This is a genomic window from Burkholderia sp. Ac-20379, assembly GCF_017104645.1.
Classification (GTDB): Bacteria; Pseudomonadota; Gammaproteobacteria; order Burkholderiales; family Burkholderiaceae; genus Burkholderia.
In genome coordinates this window covers 1-18,551 of the sequence record NZ_JAAGPF010000057.1, presented here as the reverse complement: position 1 = coordinate 18,551, position 18,551 = coordinate 1, and the positions used below count along the sequence as shown (strand labels likewise).

The following is an 18,551-nucleotide window of genomic DNA, read 5'->3' as shown; positions in this document are numbered from 1 at the left end:
AGCGGATGGCCGACCGTGCGGCATGACGGTATGGCCATCCGACCGGTCGACTGGCTGGGCGTCGACCGGTGCAAGACGATCGAGGAACGGAATGGAAATGGATGACGTTGAACGCGATCTGCTCGCGTTGCTGCTCGAGGATCCCGCCGTCAAGGCGGATCATGGCGCAGGAAACGAGATACATGGAGAACGGGCGGCGCCACTGTCGGCGATCCAGCGCAATCTCTGGTACCTGCAGCAGATCGAGCCGGCGTCCACCGCTTACAACCTCGATCGGATCTACTTGATCGAAGGCGACCTCGATGAGGTGGCGCTGCGCCAGACGCTGCAGTACGTGAGCGACCGGCACGACGTGCTGCGTTCGCGCATCGTCGACGTGGATGGCACGCTGTCGCAGGTCGTCGATCCCGCTTTTCAGTTCCCCTTGACGATCGAGCCGCCGGCCGTTGCCACGCATGACGTCGAGCAGACGATTGCCGATTTCGTGCGGCGCCATCGGGCGCGGTCGTTCGATCTGGCGAGTGCCGCGCCGGTGCGCGCCGCGCTGCTGCGCATCGGGGCCCGTCAGACGCTGCTGGCGTTCTCGATGCATCACATCGTGACCGATGCCTGGTCGAATGCGATCTGGATGCAGGAGCTCGCCGCGGCCTACGACGTGTTTCGCCGTTCCGGCATGCCGCCCGAGCTGCCGGCGCTGCCGCAGCAGTACCGCCACTACGCGTTGCGTCAGCGCGATTACCTGGCCGGGGAGCCCGGTCGGCGCGATCTGGCGTACTGGCGCAACTATCTTGGCGACGCCACGGAAGCCCTGTCATTGCCCGACAGCGCGGCGCCCGGCATCGCCGCCGAGGCGACCGGCCATCTCGTGCAGCGCCTGGATCACGCCACGCTGTCGGCGCTCGACGCGTATTGCGCGACGCACCGTGTCGGCCGGTTCGCGGCCTTGCTCGGCATCTGGCAGGTCGTGCTCGGCAAGGCGTCGGGCCAGTCCTCGTTCCTGATCGGCGTGCCGTCGTCCGGCCGGCTTTGGCCCGACGTCGAACCGCTGATCGGATGTTTCGTGAATACCCATGTGTATCGCGCCGCGCTGTCGCCTTCGGCGACGCTGGGCGACGTGGTGCGTGCCGCTCACGTGGCGTCGGTCAACGCCATGAACCACGGCAACCTGCCGTTCGATTCGCTGCTTGCCGAGCTCGGCGTGCCGCGCCTGGCCGATCGGCATCCGCTGTTTCAGGTGCTGTTCGACTACAAGGTGGCGGATACGCGTCGCGTCGCGTTCGGCGACGTTGATGTCAAGGAGATTCCCGCACCGGCCGCGCAGCGCAAGTTCGACCTGACGCTGTCCGTGACGGCCGACGCCGCCGGCATCGAACTCGAGTTCGACTATGCCGCGCATCGTTTCGATGCTGCTGCGGTGGCGGGCTGGGGGCAGGCATATGCGAGTTTGCTGGCCGAGTTGACGGGCGCGCCGGACGTACGTCGGATCGGCGCGTTCGATCTGCTCGACGCAGCGCAGCGGCGGCGCCTGGATGAACTGGGTCGCGGTGCTGCGCCCTGGTCGAATGGGCACCCGACAATTCTGTCCGCCTTGGCGGACAGTGTCGCCGACCGGCCCGATGCGACGGCGGTCGTGTGCGGGCAACAGTCGCTGACGTATCGCGAGCTCGACCTGCGTGCCAACCGGCTCGCCCATCGGCTCGTCGCGCTCGGCATCCGGCCGGAAATGCGGGTGGGCTGCGCGATTGGCCGTTCGGTTGACCTGATCGTGGGCTTGCTGGCGATCCTCAAGGCCGGGGCCGCCTACGTGCCGCTCGACCCGCACTATCCGCGTGATCGCCTGGCGGCCATGACGGCGCACAGCGGCATGTCCTTGCTGCTCACGACCGGTGATCTCGTGGCGCGCGTGCCGGTGCCGGCCGGGGTGGACGTGCTCGCGGTCGATACGCTCGATCTGTCGGCCGGCCCCGACACCGCGCCGCATGTGACGATCGACGGCAGGCATCTCGCCTACCTGATTTATACCTCCGGTTCGACGGGGCGCCCGAAGGGGGTTGCGGTCAGCCATGCCGCACTGGCGATGCATGCACATGCCGTGTCGGCCCGTTACGCCTTGCAGCCGGACGACCGGCTGTTGCAGTTCGCCTCGATCAGCTTCGACGCGGCGCAGGAGCAATGGCTGGCGCCACTGCTGGCGAAGGCGGCCATCGTGCTGGCGGACGATCCGCTGATGAGCCCGGCGCAGCTGATCGGCCTGGTACGCGAAAAGCGCGTGACCGTGCTGTATCTGCCGCCGGCCTATATCGACGAACTGGCGCGACAGACCGCGCCGGGTACGCTGGCGCTGCGCTGCTGCATCGTCGGTGGCGAGGCCTGGTCCCGTTCGGGCTTCGAGGCGGTGCGCGACCGCTTGTGCGCGCAACGGATTTTCAATGCCTACGGCCCGGCCGAGACGGTTATCAGCCCGACGCTGTGGCAGGCGGACGCCGGAACGACGCTGACGCAGCCTTACGTGCCGGTCGGGGTAGCGGTCGGCATGCGCCGGCTGTACGTGCTCGACACCGGTCTGCAACGGATGCCGCCGGGCGCGATCGGCGAACTGTATATCGGCGGGGCCGCCATCGCACGTGGCTATCTCGACGCACCGGCAATGACGGCCGAACGCTTCGTGCCGGATCCGTTCGAAGCCGATGGCTCGCGCATGTACCGGTCGGGCGACCTGGTGCGCTGGAATGCGGACGGCGACCTCGAATTCGTCGGGCGGATCGATCATCAGGTGAAGATCCGCGGTTATCGCGTCGAACTGGGCGAGATCGAGGCGAACCTGCTGGCGCGGGACGAGATTCGCGAGGCGGTGGTCGTGGCGCGCGAGAGCGCGAACGGAAAGCGCCTGATCGCGTATGTGACCGCCCAGGCCGGTGGCCGCGCCGAGCCGGATGCGCTGCGCGCGGCGTTGGCTGCGGTACTGCCGGAGTACATGGTGCCGTCGGCGTTCGTGGTGCTGGACGCGTTGCCGTTGAGCCCGAACGGCAAGGTCGATCGCAAGGCCTTGCCGGATCCGTCGTTCGTCGCCTCGGCGCACTACGCGGCGCCGGTCGGTGCCGTCGAGCACATGCTCGCCGATGTCTGGTCGGCAGTGCTCGGATGCGAGCGCATCGGCCGGCACGACAATTTCTTCGAACTCGGCGGCGATTCGATCCTGAGCCTGAAAGTGGCGGCCAGGTCCGCCGCGGCCGGTGTGCCGATGGCACCGAGGCTCCTGTTCGAACACCAGACGATCGCCGCGCTCGCAGTGGCGATCGATCTGTCGCGGGATCGCGAGGCTCTGCCCGACGACGCCGCAGCCGTGCCGTTGACGGTCGTTCCGCGCGATGGCGAACTGCCGCTGTCGCATGCGCAGCAGCGTCAGTGGTTCCTGTGGAAGCTTCAGCCGCACGCCGGCGCCTATCACATCTTGGGCGCCGTTCGACTGCGCGGACGCCTCGACGTCGCGGCGCTGCATGCCAGTTTCGATGCGCTGGTGATGCGCCACGAATCGCTGCGCACCACGTTCAGCGAGGATGCGGACGGACGGGTCGGGCAGCGGATTCACGCGGCCTTGCCGCACGATCGTCAGGCACTCGACCTGTCAGGAGCCGACGACGCAGGCACAGCGCTGTCCGACTGGGTGGCGGCACTGACGGAGCAGCCGTTCGACCTGTCCTCCGGCCCGTTGCTGCGCGTTGGCGTGGCGCGTGTCGGAGCGAGCGAGCATGTGCTGGTGGTGGCCATACATCACATCGTGTCCGACGGCTGGTCGATGGACGTGCTGCTGCGCGAGTTCGTCGACGGTTATCGAGCGTTGACGTCGGGCCAGGCGTTCGTTCAGGATGCGTTGCCGATCCAGTACGCCGATTACGCGGTCTGGCAGCGACGCTGGCTCGAGGCCGGCGAACAGGATCGCCAACTGGCTTACTGGCGCGCTCGGCTCGGCGGCGCGCAGCCGGTGCTGGCCTTGCCGGCCGATCGCCCGCGCCAGGCGCTGGGCGCGTATCGGGCTGCGAGCGAGCGGCTCGACCTGCCGGCTGGGTTGGGTCGTGCGCTGGTGCGCGTGGCGCGGCAGCACAATGCGACGCCGTTCATGGTGTTGCTGGCGGCGTTCGACGTGGTGCTGCATCGCTATACGGGTGAGCAGGATATTCGCGTTGGCGTGCCGGTGGCGAACCGCGACCGGCCGGAGACGGCGGGGCTGATCGGCTTCTTCGTCAACACGCAGGTGTTGAAGGCTGACATTGACGGACGCACGACGCTGGCATCGCTGCTCGAGCAGGTGCGTGCGCGATGCCTCGAGGCGCAGGCGCATCAGGATCTGCCGTTCGACGTGCTGGTGGATGCGCTGCAGCCGGAGCGCAGCCTGAGCCACACGCCGCTGTTCCAGGTGGCGTTCAATCATCAGCGCAGCGACGACCGCGCGCTCGAACACCTCGACGGTCTGTCGATCGAGGCTTACGAGTTGGGCGAAGGTGCGGCGCAATTCGAACTGACGCTGAACACGCACGAGACGCCGGACGGCGCGCTCCACGTCAGCCTGCGTTATGCGCGCGAGCTGTTCGACGTCGGCACGATGCAACGTTTCGGCCGCCATTACGTGCGCGTGCTCGAAGCGCTGACGGGCGACCTGTCGAGCGGCGTCGACGAGATCGCGCTGCTCGACGCGCAGGAGCGCGACGAACTGCTGACCTGGGGCCGCAACGACGTCGCCTATCCGAATGCGCTGCCGGTGCACGAACGCATCGCGGCACGCGCACAAGCGACGCCGGATGCGGTCGCCGTCGTCTATGGCGAACAATCGCTGCGCTACGGTGAACTCGACGCACGCGCCAACCGCCTCGCGCATCGTTTGGCGAAGCACGGCGTTGGTCCGGAAGTGCGCGTGGGCATCGCGGTCGAGCGTTCGATCGAGATGATCGTCGGATTGTTGGCGATCCTGAAGGCTGGCGGCGCTTACGTGCCGCTGGACCCGGATTATCCGCAAGATCGGCTGTCCTACATGATCGAGGACAGCGGCATCGCGTTGGTTTTGACGCAAAGCGGCGTGCGCAACACGCTGCCGATTCCGTCGTCGCTGGCTGTGCTCGAACTCGACGGGCTCGATCTGAGCTCGGAGCCGGATACGGCCCCGGCCGTGAAGGTGGCGCAGGGCAATCTGGCCTACGTGATCTACACGTCGGGTTCGACGGGCCGCCCGAAGGGTGCGCAGCTCGCGCATCACAACGTGGCGCGCCTGCTCGACGCAACCGAACACTGGTTCCATTTCGACGAGAACGACGTCTGGACGATGTTCCATTCGTACGCGTTCGACTTCTCGGTCTGGGAGATCTTCGGTGCGCTGTGCTACGGCGGCAAGCTGGTGGTGGTGCCGTTCGTGGTGAGCCGTTCGCCGGAAGAGTTCGCGGCGCTGCTGCGTCGCGAGCGCGTGACGGTGCTGAACCAGACGCCGTCGGCGTTCCGTCAATTGATGGCGGTGCCGGGGATTTACGACGGCGAGCCGCTGGCCTTGCGCGAAGTGATTTTCGGCGGCGAGGCGCTGGAGCCGCAAACACTGGCGCCGTGGATCGCGCGCTTCGGCGATGCGCAGCCGCGTCTCGTGAACATGTACGGCATCACCGAGACGACGGTGCACGTGACATACCGCCCGATCGGCGCGAACGATCTGAACGAAGGCGTGAGCCCGGTCGGGGTGCGGATTCCGGATCTGGGCATCTACGTTCTGGATGCCGAACGAAACCTGGTGCCGGTGGGCGTGACGGGTGAGCTGTACGTGGGCGGCTCGGGCGTGGCGCGCGGTTATCTGAATCGGGCAAGCCTGACGGCGGAGCGCTTCGTGCCGGATCCGTTCGGCGCGAACGGCGAGCGCCTGTATCGCACGGGCGATCTCGCGCGCTGGACGGCGGACGGCGCTCTGGAATATCTGGGCCGGATCGATCATCAGGTGAAGATCCGCGGCTTCCGGATCGAGCTGGGCGAGATCGACGCGCAACTGCTGGCGCAGGCCGGAGTGCGGGAATCGATCACGCTGGCGCAGGAAGGCCCGAGCGGGGCGCGGCTGGTGTCGTACGTGACGGCGAAGGGCGATGCCGCGCTGGACGGGCAAGCCCTGCGCACGGCGCTGGGCGCGACGCTGCCCGATTACATGGTGCCGACGGCGATTCTGCCGCTGGCGGCGCTGCCGCTGACGGCGAACGGCAAGGTGGATCGCAAGGCGTTGCCGCAGCCGGAGTTCGAATCGGCGGCTGTATATGCAGCGCCGGAGGGCGAGGCGGAAGCGGCGTTGGCATCGATCTGGCGCGACGTGCTGGGCATCGAGCGCGTAGGCCGTCACGACAACTTTTTCGAGCTGGGCGGCGATTCGATCCTGAGCCTGCAGATTGTGGCGCGAGCGCGCGAGGCGGGGTGGAAGATCACGCCGCGGCAGATGTTCGAGCGCCAGACACTCGCGTTGCTGGCGAGCGTGGCGCAGCGCATCGAGGCGCGCGTTGCCGCGCCAGCGGTCGAGTCGGGCGGAGTGCCGCTGCTGCCCATTCAGTCGTGGTTCTTCGCGATCCCGATGGCGCAGCGCCACCACTGGAACCAGTCCGTCCTGCTCGAAGGGACGCAGCCGCTCGACAGCGAGATGCTGGCGGAAGCGCTGCGCGCGGTGGTCGCGCACCATGGCGCGCTGCGTCTGCGTTACACGCACGACTCCACGCGCGACAACATGCAGGCCTGGCATCAGGCGTACGCAGACGATGCCGAAGTGGCCGCACGGGCCACGCTGCTGTGGGAGCGTCATGTCGCGCATGCCGACGAGATCGGCGCCTGTTGCACGGAAGCGCAGCGCAGCCTGGACCTCGGCGACGGGCCGTTGCTGCGAGCGCTGGTGATCCGGCTGCCCGACGGCGGCTGGCGCCTGCTGTTGGCGATCCACCATCTGGTGGTGGACGGCGTGTCGTGGCGGATCCTGCTCGAGGATCTGCAAACGGCCTATGCGCGGATCGCCGAAGGCAAGGCCGTGGTGCTGCCGTCCCGTGGCGCGAGCTATCAGGAGTGGGCGCAGCGGCTTGCCGACCGTGCGCGCAGCGAAGCCGTGCGGGCCGAGTTGCCTTATTGGACGGAGATTGCCGCGGCGCCGGTCGGCCCGCGTGCCGATCACGCCGATCGCGACGCCCTGACCGCCGACGTTCGCACCGCATCGCGCCAGCTCGACAGCGCACTGACGCGCCGCTTGTTGCAGGACGTGCCCGCCGCCTACCGTACCCAGATCAACGATATCTTGCTGACTGCGCTGGGACGGGCGCTGTGCGCGATGACGGGAACCGATTCGATCCGCATCGATCTGGAGGGGCACGGTCGCGAGGACAGCGTCGACGACCTTGACCTGAGCCGCACGGTCGGCTGGTTCACGAGCCTGTATCCGGTTTGTCTGGCGCCGCTCGGCCAACCCGGCGAGGCGCTGCTGCGCGTGAAGGAAACCTTGCGTGCCGTGCCGGGGCGCGGCATCGGGTTCGGCCTGCTCAAGTATCTCGGCGATACCGCCGCACAGTCGGCGCTGGCGGCGATGACGCCGTCGTCGGTGGCGTTCAATTACCTGGGCCAGTTCGATCGTGTGTTTGCATCGGACGCCGGCTGGCGGCCGTCGAGCGACGATTCCGGTCAGGCGATGGATCCGGCCGCCGCGCTCACGCACGATCTGTCGATCGGCGCGAAGGTCTACGACGGCATGCTGTCGATATCGATGGCCTACAGCGGCGAGCGCTTCGAGGCGTCGACAGTCGACCGCTTGCTGGCGGCCTATGTCGGCGAACTCGAGGCCTTGATCGCGTACTGCACGTGCGGCGCTGCCGGCGTGTCGCCGTCGGACTTCCCGCTTGCCGCGCTGACCCAGTCCGAGATCGACCGCTTGCCGATGCAGGCCGCGTTGATCGAAGACATCTATCCGCTGTCGCCGATGCAGGCCGGCATGCTGTTCCACAGCCTGCTGGCACCGGCCGGCAGCACGTATCTGAACCAGATGCGGATCGATATCGGCGGCTGCGACGTCGACCGCTTCGTGGCCGCGTGGGAAGCCGCCACCCGTCATCACGCGATCCTGCGCACGGCTTTCGTGCAGCGCGACGATGCCTGGCTGCAATGGGTGGCGTCCGAGGTCGCGCTGCCGTTCGTCGAGCACGACTGGCGCGAACGCGAAGGGCTGGACGCGGCGCTCGACACGCTGGCCGCCGACCAGCTGAAGCAGGGCTTCGACCTGACGCGTCCGCCGCTGCAACGCCTCGTGATGGTGCGCACGGGCGCGCAGTCGCATCACCTGATCTGGACGCATCACCACATCCTGATGGACGGCTGGAGCATGTCGCGCCTGATGGGCGAGGTCCTGCGTCATTACGACGGGGGCGTGACGACCGCGAACGGCGGCCGGTATCGCGACTACATCGAATGGCTGGGACGGCGCGACGCCGGCGCGAGCGAAACCTACTGGCGTGAACGGCTGGCCGAACAGGATGCGCCCACCCGGATCGCGTCCCGGCCGCTGCCCGCCGATGGCAATATGGCCGCCGGCCGCGGTCACTGCACGGTCGAACTGGACGCAGCCGCGACCGAACGGCTCGTGGCCTTTGCCCGCGCGTGCCGCGTGACGGTCAACACGCTCGTGCAGGCGGCCTGGTCGCTGGTCTTGCAACGCCATACCGGGCAGACATCGGTGGCGTTCGGCGCGACGGTCGCCGGCCGCCCCGCGGAGCTCGTCGACGTCGAGCAGTTGCTGGGTCTCTTCATCAACACGGTCCCGGTGGCGACGGCGCCGCGTGCCGACACGCCGATCGGCGCATGGCTGCAGGCATTGCAGGCGCAGGGGATCGCGTCGCAGGAACATGCCCATGCGCCGCTTTACGAGATCCAGCGCTGGACGGGCGCCGGCACCGAGGGATGGTTCGATACGCTGCTCGTGTTCGAGAACTATCCCGTCGACGAGGCGCTGCAGGCCGCGGCGCCGGCTGGCCTGTCGTTCGGGCGCTTCGCGTTTCGCGAGGAAACCAGCTATCCGCTGACGCTGACCGCCACGGTGGCGGAGCGGTTGACGATGACGATGAATTTCTCGCTCGCGCAATTCGAAGCATCGGCCGTCGCCCGCTTCGGCAGCGAGTTCGACCGCGCGCTGTGCGGTCTCGTCGAGGCGGGCGCGCAAGCCTGCGTCGGTACCGTGTCGCTGCTTGATCGCGCCGGGCGGGAGGCGGCGCTCTCGCGCGCGGTCAGCCGGCAGGCGTTCGACGAGACGCGCCTGGTACATGTGCTGTTTGGCGAGCAGGCCGCCGCGACGCCCGATGCCGTGGCCGTCGTGTTCGGTGGCGAGGCGTGGCGCTATCGTGAACTCGATCGCCGCGCGAACCGTCTCGCGCATCGCCTGATGGCGGCCGGCGTGGGGCCGGAGGTGCGCGTCGGCATCGCCGTCGAGCGCTCGATCGCGATGCTCGTGTCGGTCCTGGCGGTGCTGAAGGCCGGCGGCGCGTATGTGCCGATCGATCCCGAATACCCGGCGGACCGGATCGCCTACGTCGTCGAGGACAGCGCGCTCTCCGTGCTGCTCACGCAGGCTGCCGTGCGAGATCGCCTGACGGTGCCGGGAGCGCCGACCGTGTTCGACATCGACGCGCTCGACCTGTCCGGCGAGCCCGACGGCGCGCCGGCCGTGACGGTGTGCGACGCCCAGATGGCCTACATGATCTATACGTCGGGATCGACGGGCCGTCCGAAGGGCGTGATGGTGCGCCACGATGCACTGACCAATTTCCTGCTCAGCACCCGCCGGGTGCCTGGCATGACGCCTGACGACCGGCTCGTCGCGGTCACGTCGCTGTCGTTCGACATCGCCGGGCTCGAGCTCTTCCTGCCGCTGATCAGCGGCGCGCGAGTCGTGATCGCGGATCGCGACACGACCCGCGACGGCGCGGCGCTTGCCCGCCTGATTCGCGAGAGCGGCGCGACGATCCTGCAGTCGACGCCGTCGACCTGGCGGATGCTGCTCGATGCCGACTGGCAGGGCGACCTGACCGGGCTGTGCGGCGGCGAGGCGCTGCCGCCCGATCTTGCCGCCGCGTTACGCGATGCGGGCGTGCGGCTCTGGAACATGTACGGGCCGACCGAGACCACGATCTGGTCGTCGGCACAGCGTGTCGAGGGCTTGCCGTCGCTGGGCGACCCGCTCGCGGCCACGCAGTTGTACGTGCTCGATGGCGGGATGAATCCTGTGCCGCTCGGTGCGCCCGGCGAGCTCTACATCGGCGGGGCCGGCGTGGCGCGAGGTTACTGGCAACGGCCGGGCCTCACGGCCGAGCGCTTCGTGCCGGATCCGTTCGCGGCCGGGGCGGACGGCGCGCGTCTCTACCGGACCGGCGATCTGGTGCGTTGGCGCGACGACGGCACGCTCGACTATCTGAGCCGAATCGACCACCAGGTGAAAATCCGCGGATTCCGCATCGAGCTCGGCGAGATCGAGGCGCGGATCGTGATGCAGCCGGCTGTCCGGGAGGCCGTCGTGACGGCGCTGCCGGGCGCCGGGGGCGGCCTGCGGCTGGTCGCCTACGTCTGCACGGTGGCGGGCGAGACACTCGACGCCGCCGGCCTGCGCGACGCGCTGCTCGAATCGCTGCCGGCCCATATGGTGCCGACCGCGCTCGTGCTGCTCGAGGCGCTGCCGTTGACGCCGAACGGCAAGATCGATCGCAAGGCGCTGCCGGCACCCGAGATGCGCCTGGAACACTACGAAGCGCCGATCGGTGCTGCGGAACAGGCGCTGGCCGAGGTCTGGCGCGACGTGCTGGCCGTGCCGCGTGTCGGACGCCACGACAACTTTTTCGAACTTGGCGGGCATTCGCTGCTAGCCTTGCAGGCGCAGCGCCGGCTGTCGCGACAGCTCGGCGTGGAGGTGCCGCTGACGGCGTTCTTCTCCGGTGCGACGCTGAGCGAGATGGCGCAGACGTCACTGGCCGGCCTCGAGGCGTCGAAGGCCGCGCAGCAGCAGACGGTGAGTGACATGCAAGCGCTGCTCGACGACCTGATCGACTGATCCCGAACCTGACCGACATCACACCGACGTAACAAAGAGCCCGATTTCAATGATGTGTTTCGATGGTTTGAAGCGCCTGCGCGGCATGGCCGGCGCCTTGCTGGCCGCCGCCGCGACGGTGTCCTGCTCGTCGTTCCCGGCGCATGGGCCGGCTGCCTATCACGCGAGCCTGTCCCGTACCGCCGACGGCATTCCGCACGTCACCGCCGACGATTGGGGCAGCCTCGGCTATGGCGACGGCTATGCGCAGGCGTCCGACAATCTGTGCACGATGGCGCAGGCCTTCGTCACCTACCGCGGGGAGCGATCCCGCTACTTCGGCGGCGACGGCAAGCTCGTCGATGCCTCCACGCTGGGGCATCCGTCGAACCTCGACTCCGATTTCTTCTTCCGGCTGGTCGATACCGATGCGGCCGTCGCGCGCTATCGAGACAGCCAGTCGCCTGAGATTCGCGCCCTCGTGCGCGGTTTCGCGGCCGGCTACGACCGTTATCTTGGCGAGTTGCGCATGGGCGGTGCGCCGGGTGCGCATGCCGCGTGCCGCGATGCGGCGTGGGTCGCGCCGATCGGTGAGGGCGATGTCTATCGGCGGCTCTATGCCGCCAATCTGGCCGGTGGCATGACCCGCTTCATCACCGCCATTGCGAATGCGCAGCCGCCGTCGGCCGGCGGCCAGCCTGCGCACGAAGCGGCGCCGCACGCGGCGTTGCCGGACGAAAAACAGCTGGCGGACCAGCTCGCCGTGGGCGGGCGGGTCGGCATCGGCAGCAATGCATTGGCCTTCGGCGCCGATGGCGGCCAGCATGGCCGCCCGGTGCTGCTCGGCAATCCGCACTGGTTCTGGGCGGGGCCGGATCGCTTCTACGAGGCGCGGCTGACGTTGCCGGGCAAGCTCGATGTCAGCGGCGCATCGTTTCTCGGCGTGCCGGTGGTGATGATCGGCTTCAACAAGGACGTCGCCTGGACGCATACCGTTTCCAGCACGCGCCGCTTCGGTATCTTCGACCTGTCACTGGATCCGGGGCAACCGGCCACCTATCGCTATGAAGGCAAGCCGGAAGCGATGATTCCGGTGCCGCTGTCGGTGCAGGTACGTCAGGCGGACGGCTCGTTGAAGGCCGTCGAACGTACGCTGTACCGCACGCGCTTCGGGCCCGCGATCAGCCTGAGCCAGTTCTCACCGCAGCTTGGATGGAGTGCGACGAAGGCTTACGCGATCGCCGACGTCAATGCGGAGAATTTCCGCATCTTCGAGAATTTCCTCGAATGGGGGCAGGCGCGTTCGCTCGACCAGTTCATCGCCACGCAGAAGCGCCTTGCCGCCATGCCCTGGGTCAATACGGTCGCGATCGGCCGCAACGATCCGCGCGTCTGGTACGCCGATATCGGCGCCGTGCCGAACGTGCCCGATGCGCTGGCCGAGGCGTGTACCACGCCGGTCGGCAAGCTGGCCGATCGCCTCGTGCCGGGCGTGCCGTTCCTCGACGGCTCGCGCGCGGCATGCGCCTGGCGCGACACGCCCGGTGCGGCACAGGCCGGCACGTTCGCGGCCGACGAGATGCCGTCGCTGTTGCGGCGTGATTTCGTCGGCAACATGAACAACAGCTACTGGCTGGCGAATCCGGCGGCGCCGATGACGCGCCATCCCGCGATCTTCGGTCCTTGGGGCAAAGGCCTGTCGTTGCGTGCGCGCTTCGGTTACTGGTTCGCGCAGCATCGAATTGCCGGCACCGACGGTTATCCGGGCGCCAAGGCCAGCGACGCCGACGTGCGCCAGTTCGCGCTCGATAGCCGGGCGATGTCGGCCGAGCTGTTCAAGCAACCGCTGCTCGACGCGGCGTGCACGGTGAAATCGGTTACGCTGCCGGTGCCCGGGAAGCCGGGCGTGCAGCGTTCGGTGTCGATCGACGACGCGTGCCGCGTGCTGCGCGGCTGGCGTAACACGAGTGCCATCGACGATCGCGGCGCCGTGCTGTGGGACGCCGTGTGGGCCGCGCTCCAGAAGATCGACCCGGCGACGCTGTACGCGGTGCCGTTCGATCCGGCCGATCCGGTGAACACGCCGCGCGACCTGCGGGCTGATCCGGCGTCGCTGGCGCGTGTGCTCGGTGCCGCGGTCGCCTCGATGCAGGATAAGGGGCTCGCGCTCGATGCGGCACGCGGCGACGTGCTGAGCGTCGATCTCGGCGGCACGCCGGTGCCGCTCTTCGGTGGCTGCGAGGATCCGGGCTATTTCACGTCGGCCTGCGCCACCGACGAACGGGCGGGGCGCCCGGTCGCCACGTCGAGCCTGTTCGGCAACACGTATCTGCAGGTGGTGTCGTTCGATGCGACCGGCGCCGTGGCGCACACGCTGCTGGCCCCGTCCGAATCGGACGATCCCGCGTCGCCGTTCCATGCGAACGGCACGCGCCGATATCAGCAACGTCAGTGGACGACGGTGCAGCTCGGCGCGGCACCCGATCGAGCGGAGCAAACCGGCGAGGCGGTACCGGTCGTCCTGAACGGAAGCGACGCCGTCCTGCCCTGATGCATGCAATCTCGGCGGGTCCGGGCAGCGATGCCACGTGATCGGCCGAAACCGAATGGAAAGCCTTGAATGTTGTCGAAGACTCGACGTCAGTTCCTGCAAGCGGCCCTGCTGGCCGTGCCGGCGATCGGTGCGCCCCCGGTGCTTGCCGCGACGCCGGCGACGCGCGCGTCGCGCGTCGCGACGACCGATCGCGCCGCCACCGAATCGCTGCTGGCGCTCGGCATGCGGCCGGTCGGTGCGCCTGCGGGCGATTTTTACGCATCGATGGGAGGGGAGCCGCCGTTGCCGGCTGGCATCCCCATTACCGGCGAGCCGATCGAGCCGAATCTGGAAGTGCTGATGTCGCTGTCGCCCGATCTGATCGTGACCGGCACGACGAGCGAGAGCGTGCGACGGATGCTGGCGCGCGTCGCGCCCGTGATGGATCTCGGTATCTACAACGGCGAGCCGGGCGCTTACGATCGCGCGATCGACGGCTTCCGGCGGTTGGCGGCCTTGGTCGGGCGCACCCGGCAGGCCGACGATTACGTGACGGCGCTCGACGCGAAGATCGCGAGAATTGCCGCCGCGCTCCCGCCTCGGAACGGCCGACCGGCCTATTTGGTGACGATGGATGGCAGCGGCCGCTCCGTGGTCGTCTACAGCCGCAACAGCATCATGTACGACGTCATGAAGCGGATCGGGATTCCCAATGCATGGGAAGGGCGCACCAATGGTTTCGGGTTCGCGACGGTCGGCGTGGAGCAGCTCGTCGCGCATCCCGATGCGGACCTGATCTACGTGAATTACGGCAGCGACACGCGCACGGCGCTCGAGCAACTGGCGACGAGCCCGTTCTGGACGAATCTGCCGATGGTGCGGGCGGGCCGCCTGTATCCCATTCCGCTGTTCGACGTGTACGGCTCCCTGCCGTTGGCGTCGACGTTTGCCGACAATCTGGGACGTATTTTCATCGAACCGGAGGCGCGACATGGCTAGCTTGATCGAGGCGCCATTGTCCCGCCGCGCCGTCAGCCCCGCCTTGCTGGCGTTGGTCCTTGCCCTGATTGCGGCGATCGAGACGGTCTGGCTGCTGTCGCTGCGCCTGCCGGCGTCGCAATGGGCGATGCTGCTGCAGGCGCATCCTGTCGATCTCCAGGCAGTGGTCGTGCGCTATGCGATCCTGCCGCGCCTGGCGGTCGCGCTGATGAGCGGCGCGGCGCTCGGTCTGTCCGGCCTGATCTTTCAGTACGTGCTGCGCAATCCGGTGGCCGAGCCGACCACGCTCGGTGTCGCGGCCGGTGCCAGCCTTGCGCTGACGCTCGCCGCGATCTGGTTTCCCTGGATGCTTGCGTTCGGTCGCGAGTGGGTTGCGCTCGGCGGTGCGCTCGCTGCGGTCGCACTGGTGCTCGCGATCGCCTGGGGGCGTGCGTTGTCGCCGCTCACGCTGATACTCGCCGGCCTTGTTGTCACGCTGTGTGCGGGATCGATCTCGTCGGTAATGCAGCTGATTTTCGGGGAGAGCCTGATCTCGATTTTCATCTGGCAGAGCGGTGCGTTGAATCAGAACGACTGGAGCACGGTTCACTTCCTGCTTCCCCGCCTGGCTGGCGGGTTCGTGCTGGCGGGCTTGTTGGCGCGGCCGCTCGCGATGCTGGAGATGGGGGATGTCACGGCGCGCAGCCTGGGGCTGCCGGTGCGTGCGATCCGTGGCGCCGCGATGGTGCTCGGCGCCGCGCTCGCGGCATGCGTGGTGAGCGCGGTGGGGATCCTCGGCTTCATCGGGCTGGCGGGGCCGGCGCTGGCGCGCCTGACGGGCGCCCGAACGCTTGCGGCCCGGCTGGTGTGGGCGCCGGTGCTGTCCGCCTGTCTGTTGTGGATCGCCGACCAGACCGTGCAACTGGCCGGAACGATCACCACCGAGGTGCCGACCGGCACGGCTACCGCGCTACTGGGTGGCCCTTTGCTGTTATGGCTTCTGCCGCGACTGAAAAGCGAAACGCTGGCGTCGCCGGATCTCGCGCATCGCGTGACGGCGCGTGGGGCGCATGCCTGGCAAGTGATCGTCTGCGTCGCGCTGCTTGCCGTGTGTGCCTGGCTTTCGCTCGATTTCAACCACGACACGGCGGGCTGGCGTTTCGCGAGCCTCGACGCGCTGCGGCCGCTGTTGCCGTTGCGTGCGCCGCGCATGGCTGGAGCACTTGCCGCGGGCGCAATGCTCGCCGTGGCGGGTGTCCTGATGCAGCGCATGACCGCCAATCCGATGGCCAGCCCCGAAATTCTCGGCATTTCCTCCGGCGCCTCGCTCGGGTTGGTATTGCTGCTGCTGTTCGTCGCGTCGCCCGACAAGTTCGCGCAACTGGCCGCGGCGTTCGCGGGGTCGCTCGCGACGCTGTCGTTGATGTTTGCGCTCGGCCGCCGCAACGGGTTTTCTCCCGAACGGCTGGTGCTGGCCGGGATTGCCGTGACCACCGTGTTCAGCGGTTTTGCCTCGCTGCTGATGATGAGCGGCGACCCGCGCATGCAGATCCTGCAGTCGTGGCTGGCCGGTTCGACGTATCGCGTGGAACCGCTCGACGCACTCGTCGCGATTGCCGTGGCGGTGGCGGGTTGCCTCGTGCTGCCGCTCTTCACACGGTCGCTCGACATGCTGCCGCTCGGCGACGGCACCGCGCGCGCGCTCGGCGTGGACGTCGCGCGTCAGCGCAAGCTGATGCTGATGCTGACCGCCGTGCTGACCGCCGCCGCCACGCTGATCGTCGGACCGATTTCGTTCGTCGGCCTGATGGGCCCGCATCTCGCACAGCTGCTCGGCTTTCGCCGGCCCGTGCCGCAGGCGCTCGGCGGCGCGCTGGTGGGGGCCTTGCTGCTCGTGATCGCCGACTGGCTCGGCCGCAACGTGCTGTTTCCTTACCAGGTGCCGGCCGGCCTGTTCGCTACCTTCATCGGTGGTCCTTATTTCCTCGTTCTGATGTGGAGGCAGCGTTCATGACCACGCGCTCCGCCTCTTCAACCGTCTCTGCCATGACCGACACTGCCGCCATTTCCGCACCGGCCCCGACGACGCGCACCGTTTTGCCCCGCGAGGCGCATGCCGCCCCGGGCGCCGGCCGCGCGCCTGGCGAGGGCGAGAGCGTGTTCGTGCTGCGCGACGTGTCGTTCGCGATTCCCGAGCGCGCGCTCGTCACGAATCTGTCGCTGACGCTGCCGGCGCGCCGCGTGGTGGGCCTGATCGGCCACAACGGCTCGGGCAAATCCACGCTGATCAAGATGCTCGCGCGCCAGCAGGCGCCCACCGGCGGCGCGATCGAATTCGAGGGCAAGCCGCTCGATGCCTGGGGCCTGCGCGATTTCGCGCGCAAGGTCGCGTATCTGCCGCAGCATCCGCCGGCCACCTCGGGCGTGCTGGTCAGGGAACTGGTGGCCTACGGCCGCTATCCGTGGCACGGCGCGCTGGGCCGCGCCAGCGCGGAGGATCGCGCGAAGATCGCCGAGGCGATGGCGTTGACCGACGTCGCGCGCTTCGCCGAGCGCCATGTCGACACGCTGTCGGGCGGCGAGCGCCAGCGGGTCTGGCTCGCGATGCTGATCGCGCAGAACGCCGATTATCTGCTGCTCGACGAGCCGATCTCGGCGCTCGACGTCGCGCACCAGGTGGAGGTGCTGTCGCTGGTGCACCAGCTTTCGCAGGAGCGCGGGCTCGGCATCATCGTGGTGCTGCACGACGTCAACATGGCCGCGCGCTACTGCGACGACATCGTCGCGCTGCAGGGCGGCAAGCTGATCGAGCGCGGCTCGCCCGAGGAGATCATGACGCCGGCCAAGCTCAAGTCGATCTACGGCATCGCGATGGGCGTGATGCCGCATCCGGAGACGGGCGGGCCGGTGAGCTTCGTGCTCTAGGCCGGCGGCGAACCGGTGCGAGGCGGGGGGATCGCCGCGATGCCGCACCGGTTGTTCGCCCGGCCCGCGATGCCCAGGCAGGAAGCGGTGCAGGTTTGCGCCGTTTCTCTCACGACACACGACCATTCGGCACTGACATGACGACCTCCGGAGGCACTCCGCTGTACCGGCTCTCCCACGTCGATTTCGCGATCGGCGGCAAGGTATTGCTGCACGACATCACGCTCGACCTGCCGGCCGGCGAGGTGATCGGTCTGATCGGCCACAACGGCTCCGGCAAGACCTCGCTGATGCGTCTGCTTGCGCGGCTGCATGCGCCGACGCGCGGCACGATCCTGTTCGACGGCGAGCCGCTCGGCGGCTGGCCGCATCGCCGCTTCGCGCAGCAGATCGCGCACCTGCCGCAAACCACCCCGCAAACCGACGGCCTGCTGGTGCGCGAGCTGGTCGAGCTCGGCCGCTACCCGTGGCACGGCGCGCTGGGCCGCTTCGGGCGCGACGACCGCGAGCGCGTGGAGGCGGCGATGGCCGCCACCGACGTGCTGCACTACGCCGAGCGCCCGGTCGACAGCCTGTCCGGCGGCGAGCGCCAGCGGGTCTGGCTCGCCATGCTGATCGCCCAGGACAGCCGCTGCGTGCTGCTCGACGAGCCCACCTCGGCGCTCGACATCGGCCACCAGCTCGAAGTGCTGGGCCTGATCCGTTCGCTCTGCGACGAGCGCGGCATGACGGCGATCGTGGTGCTGCACGACGTCAACATGGCGACGCGCTTCTGTACCCAGCTCGTCTCGCTGCGCGGCGGCAAGCTGCTGATGCAGGCCACGCCGCGCGACGTGATGCGGCCCGAGGCGCTCGAAGCGATCTACGGCGTGCCGATGGGCGTGATGGCCGATCCGGCCGGCGGCCATCTGATCGGGTATCCGCGATGAGCGGCGGCGCGCATTCGGGGTATTCGGCGCATTCGGCGGCTTCGGCGCACGCGATGCGTTCGTCGCGGCGGCAGGCGCTCGCGCGGCTGGCGGCGCTCGCGCTCGGCGGGGCGGCCGCGGGCCTTGGCGCGAT

General features: G+C 68.5%; 6 protein-coding genes. All 6 read left to right on the top strand.

The features are described from left to right. The first annotated feature begins 97 nt into the window (after positions 1–97). The 6 genes from G3N92_RS10640 (at position 98) to G3N92_RS10615 (ending at position 18,418) form a co-directional block, all read left to right on the top strand. Complete coding sequence (locus tag G3N92_RS10640; protein ID WP_206127428.1) at positions 98–11,074, top strand: non-ribosomal peptide synthetase; 10,977 nt, start codon at positions 98–100, stop codon at positions 11,072–11,074. Between the two features lie 49 nt (positions 11,075–11,123). Then, the gene (locus G3N92_RS10635; RefSeq protein ID WP_241014713.1) at positions 11,124–13,604 is read left to right on the top strand and encodes a penicillin acylase family protein; all 2,481 of its coding nucleotides are present in this window, start codon (positions 11,124–11,126) and stop codon (positions 13,602–13,604) included. Positions 13,605–13,673: 69 nt separating this feature from the next. Then, positions 13,674–14,585, top strand: coding sequence for an ABC transporter substrate-binding protein (locus G3N92_RS10630; RefSeq protein ID WP_206127427.1), 912 nt, complete (start codon positions 13,674–13,676; stop codon positions 14,583–14,585). After that, positions 14,578–16,578, top strand: a complete 2,001-nt coding sequence (gene fhuB / locus G3N92_RS10625) for a Fe(3+)-hydroxamate ABC transporter permease FhuB (protein ID WP_206127426.1) — start codon at positions 14,578–14,580, stop codon at positions 16,576–16,578. Before G3N92_RS10630 ends, fhuB begins: the two co-directional genes overlap by 8 nt. 32 nt (positions 16,579–16,610) lie before the next feature. Continuing rightward, a complete protein-coding gene (locus tag G3N92_RS10620; RefSeq protein WP_206127425.1) occupies positions 16,611–17,489 on the top strand; it encodes an ATP-binding cassette domain-containing protein in 879 nt (292 codons plus the stop codon). 137 nt (positions 17,490–17,626) lie between these two features. Next, positions 17,627–18,418 (top strand): ATP-binding cassette domain-containing protein, encoded by a 792-nt coding sequence (locus G3N92_RS10615; RefSeq protein WP_206127424.1) that lies wholly within the window; start codon positions 17,627–17,629, stop codon positions 18,416–18,418. The last annotated feature ends 133 nt before the right edge of the window (positions 18,419–18,551 follow it).

Bases quoted from the DNA above. Each gene is read 5' to 3' on its own strand.
- G3N92_RS10640 (WP_206127428.1), top strand. From the start codon at position 98: ATGGATGACGTTGAACGCGATCTGCTCGCGTTGCTGCTCGAGGATCCC.
- G3N92_RS10635 (WP_241014713.1), top strand. From the start codon at position 11,124: ATGATGTGTTTCGATGGTTTGAAGCGCCTGCGCGGCATGGCCGGCGCC.
- G3N92_RS10630 (WP_206127427.1), top strand. From the start codon at position 13,674: ATGTTGTCGAAGACTCGACGTCAGTTCCTGCAAGCGGCCCTGCTGGCC.
- fhuB (WP_206127426.1), top strand. From the start codon at position 14,578: ATGGCTAGCTTGATCGAGGCGCCATTGTCCCGCCGCGCCGTCAGCCCC.
- G3N92_RS10620 (WP_206127425.1), top strand. From the start codon at position 16,611: ATGACCGACACTGCCGCCATTTCCGCACCGGCCCCGACGACGCGCACC.
- G3N92_RS10615 (WP_206127424.1), top strand. From the start codon at position 17,627: ATGACGACCTCCGGAGGCACTCCGCTGTACCGGCTCTCCCACGTCGAT.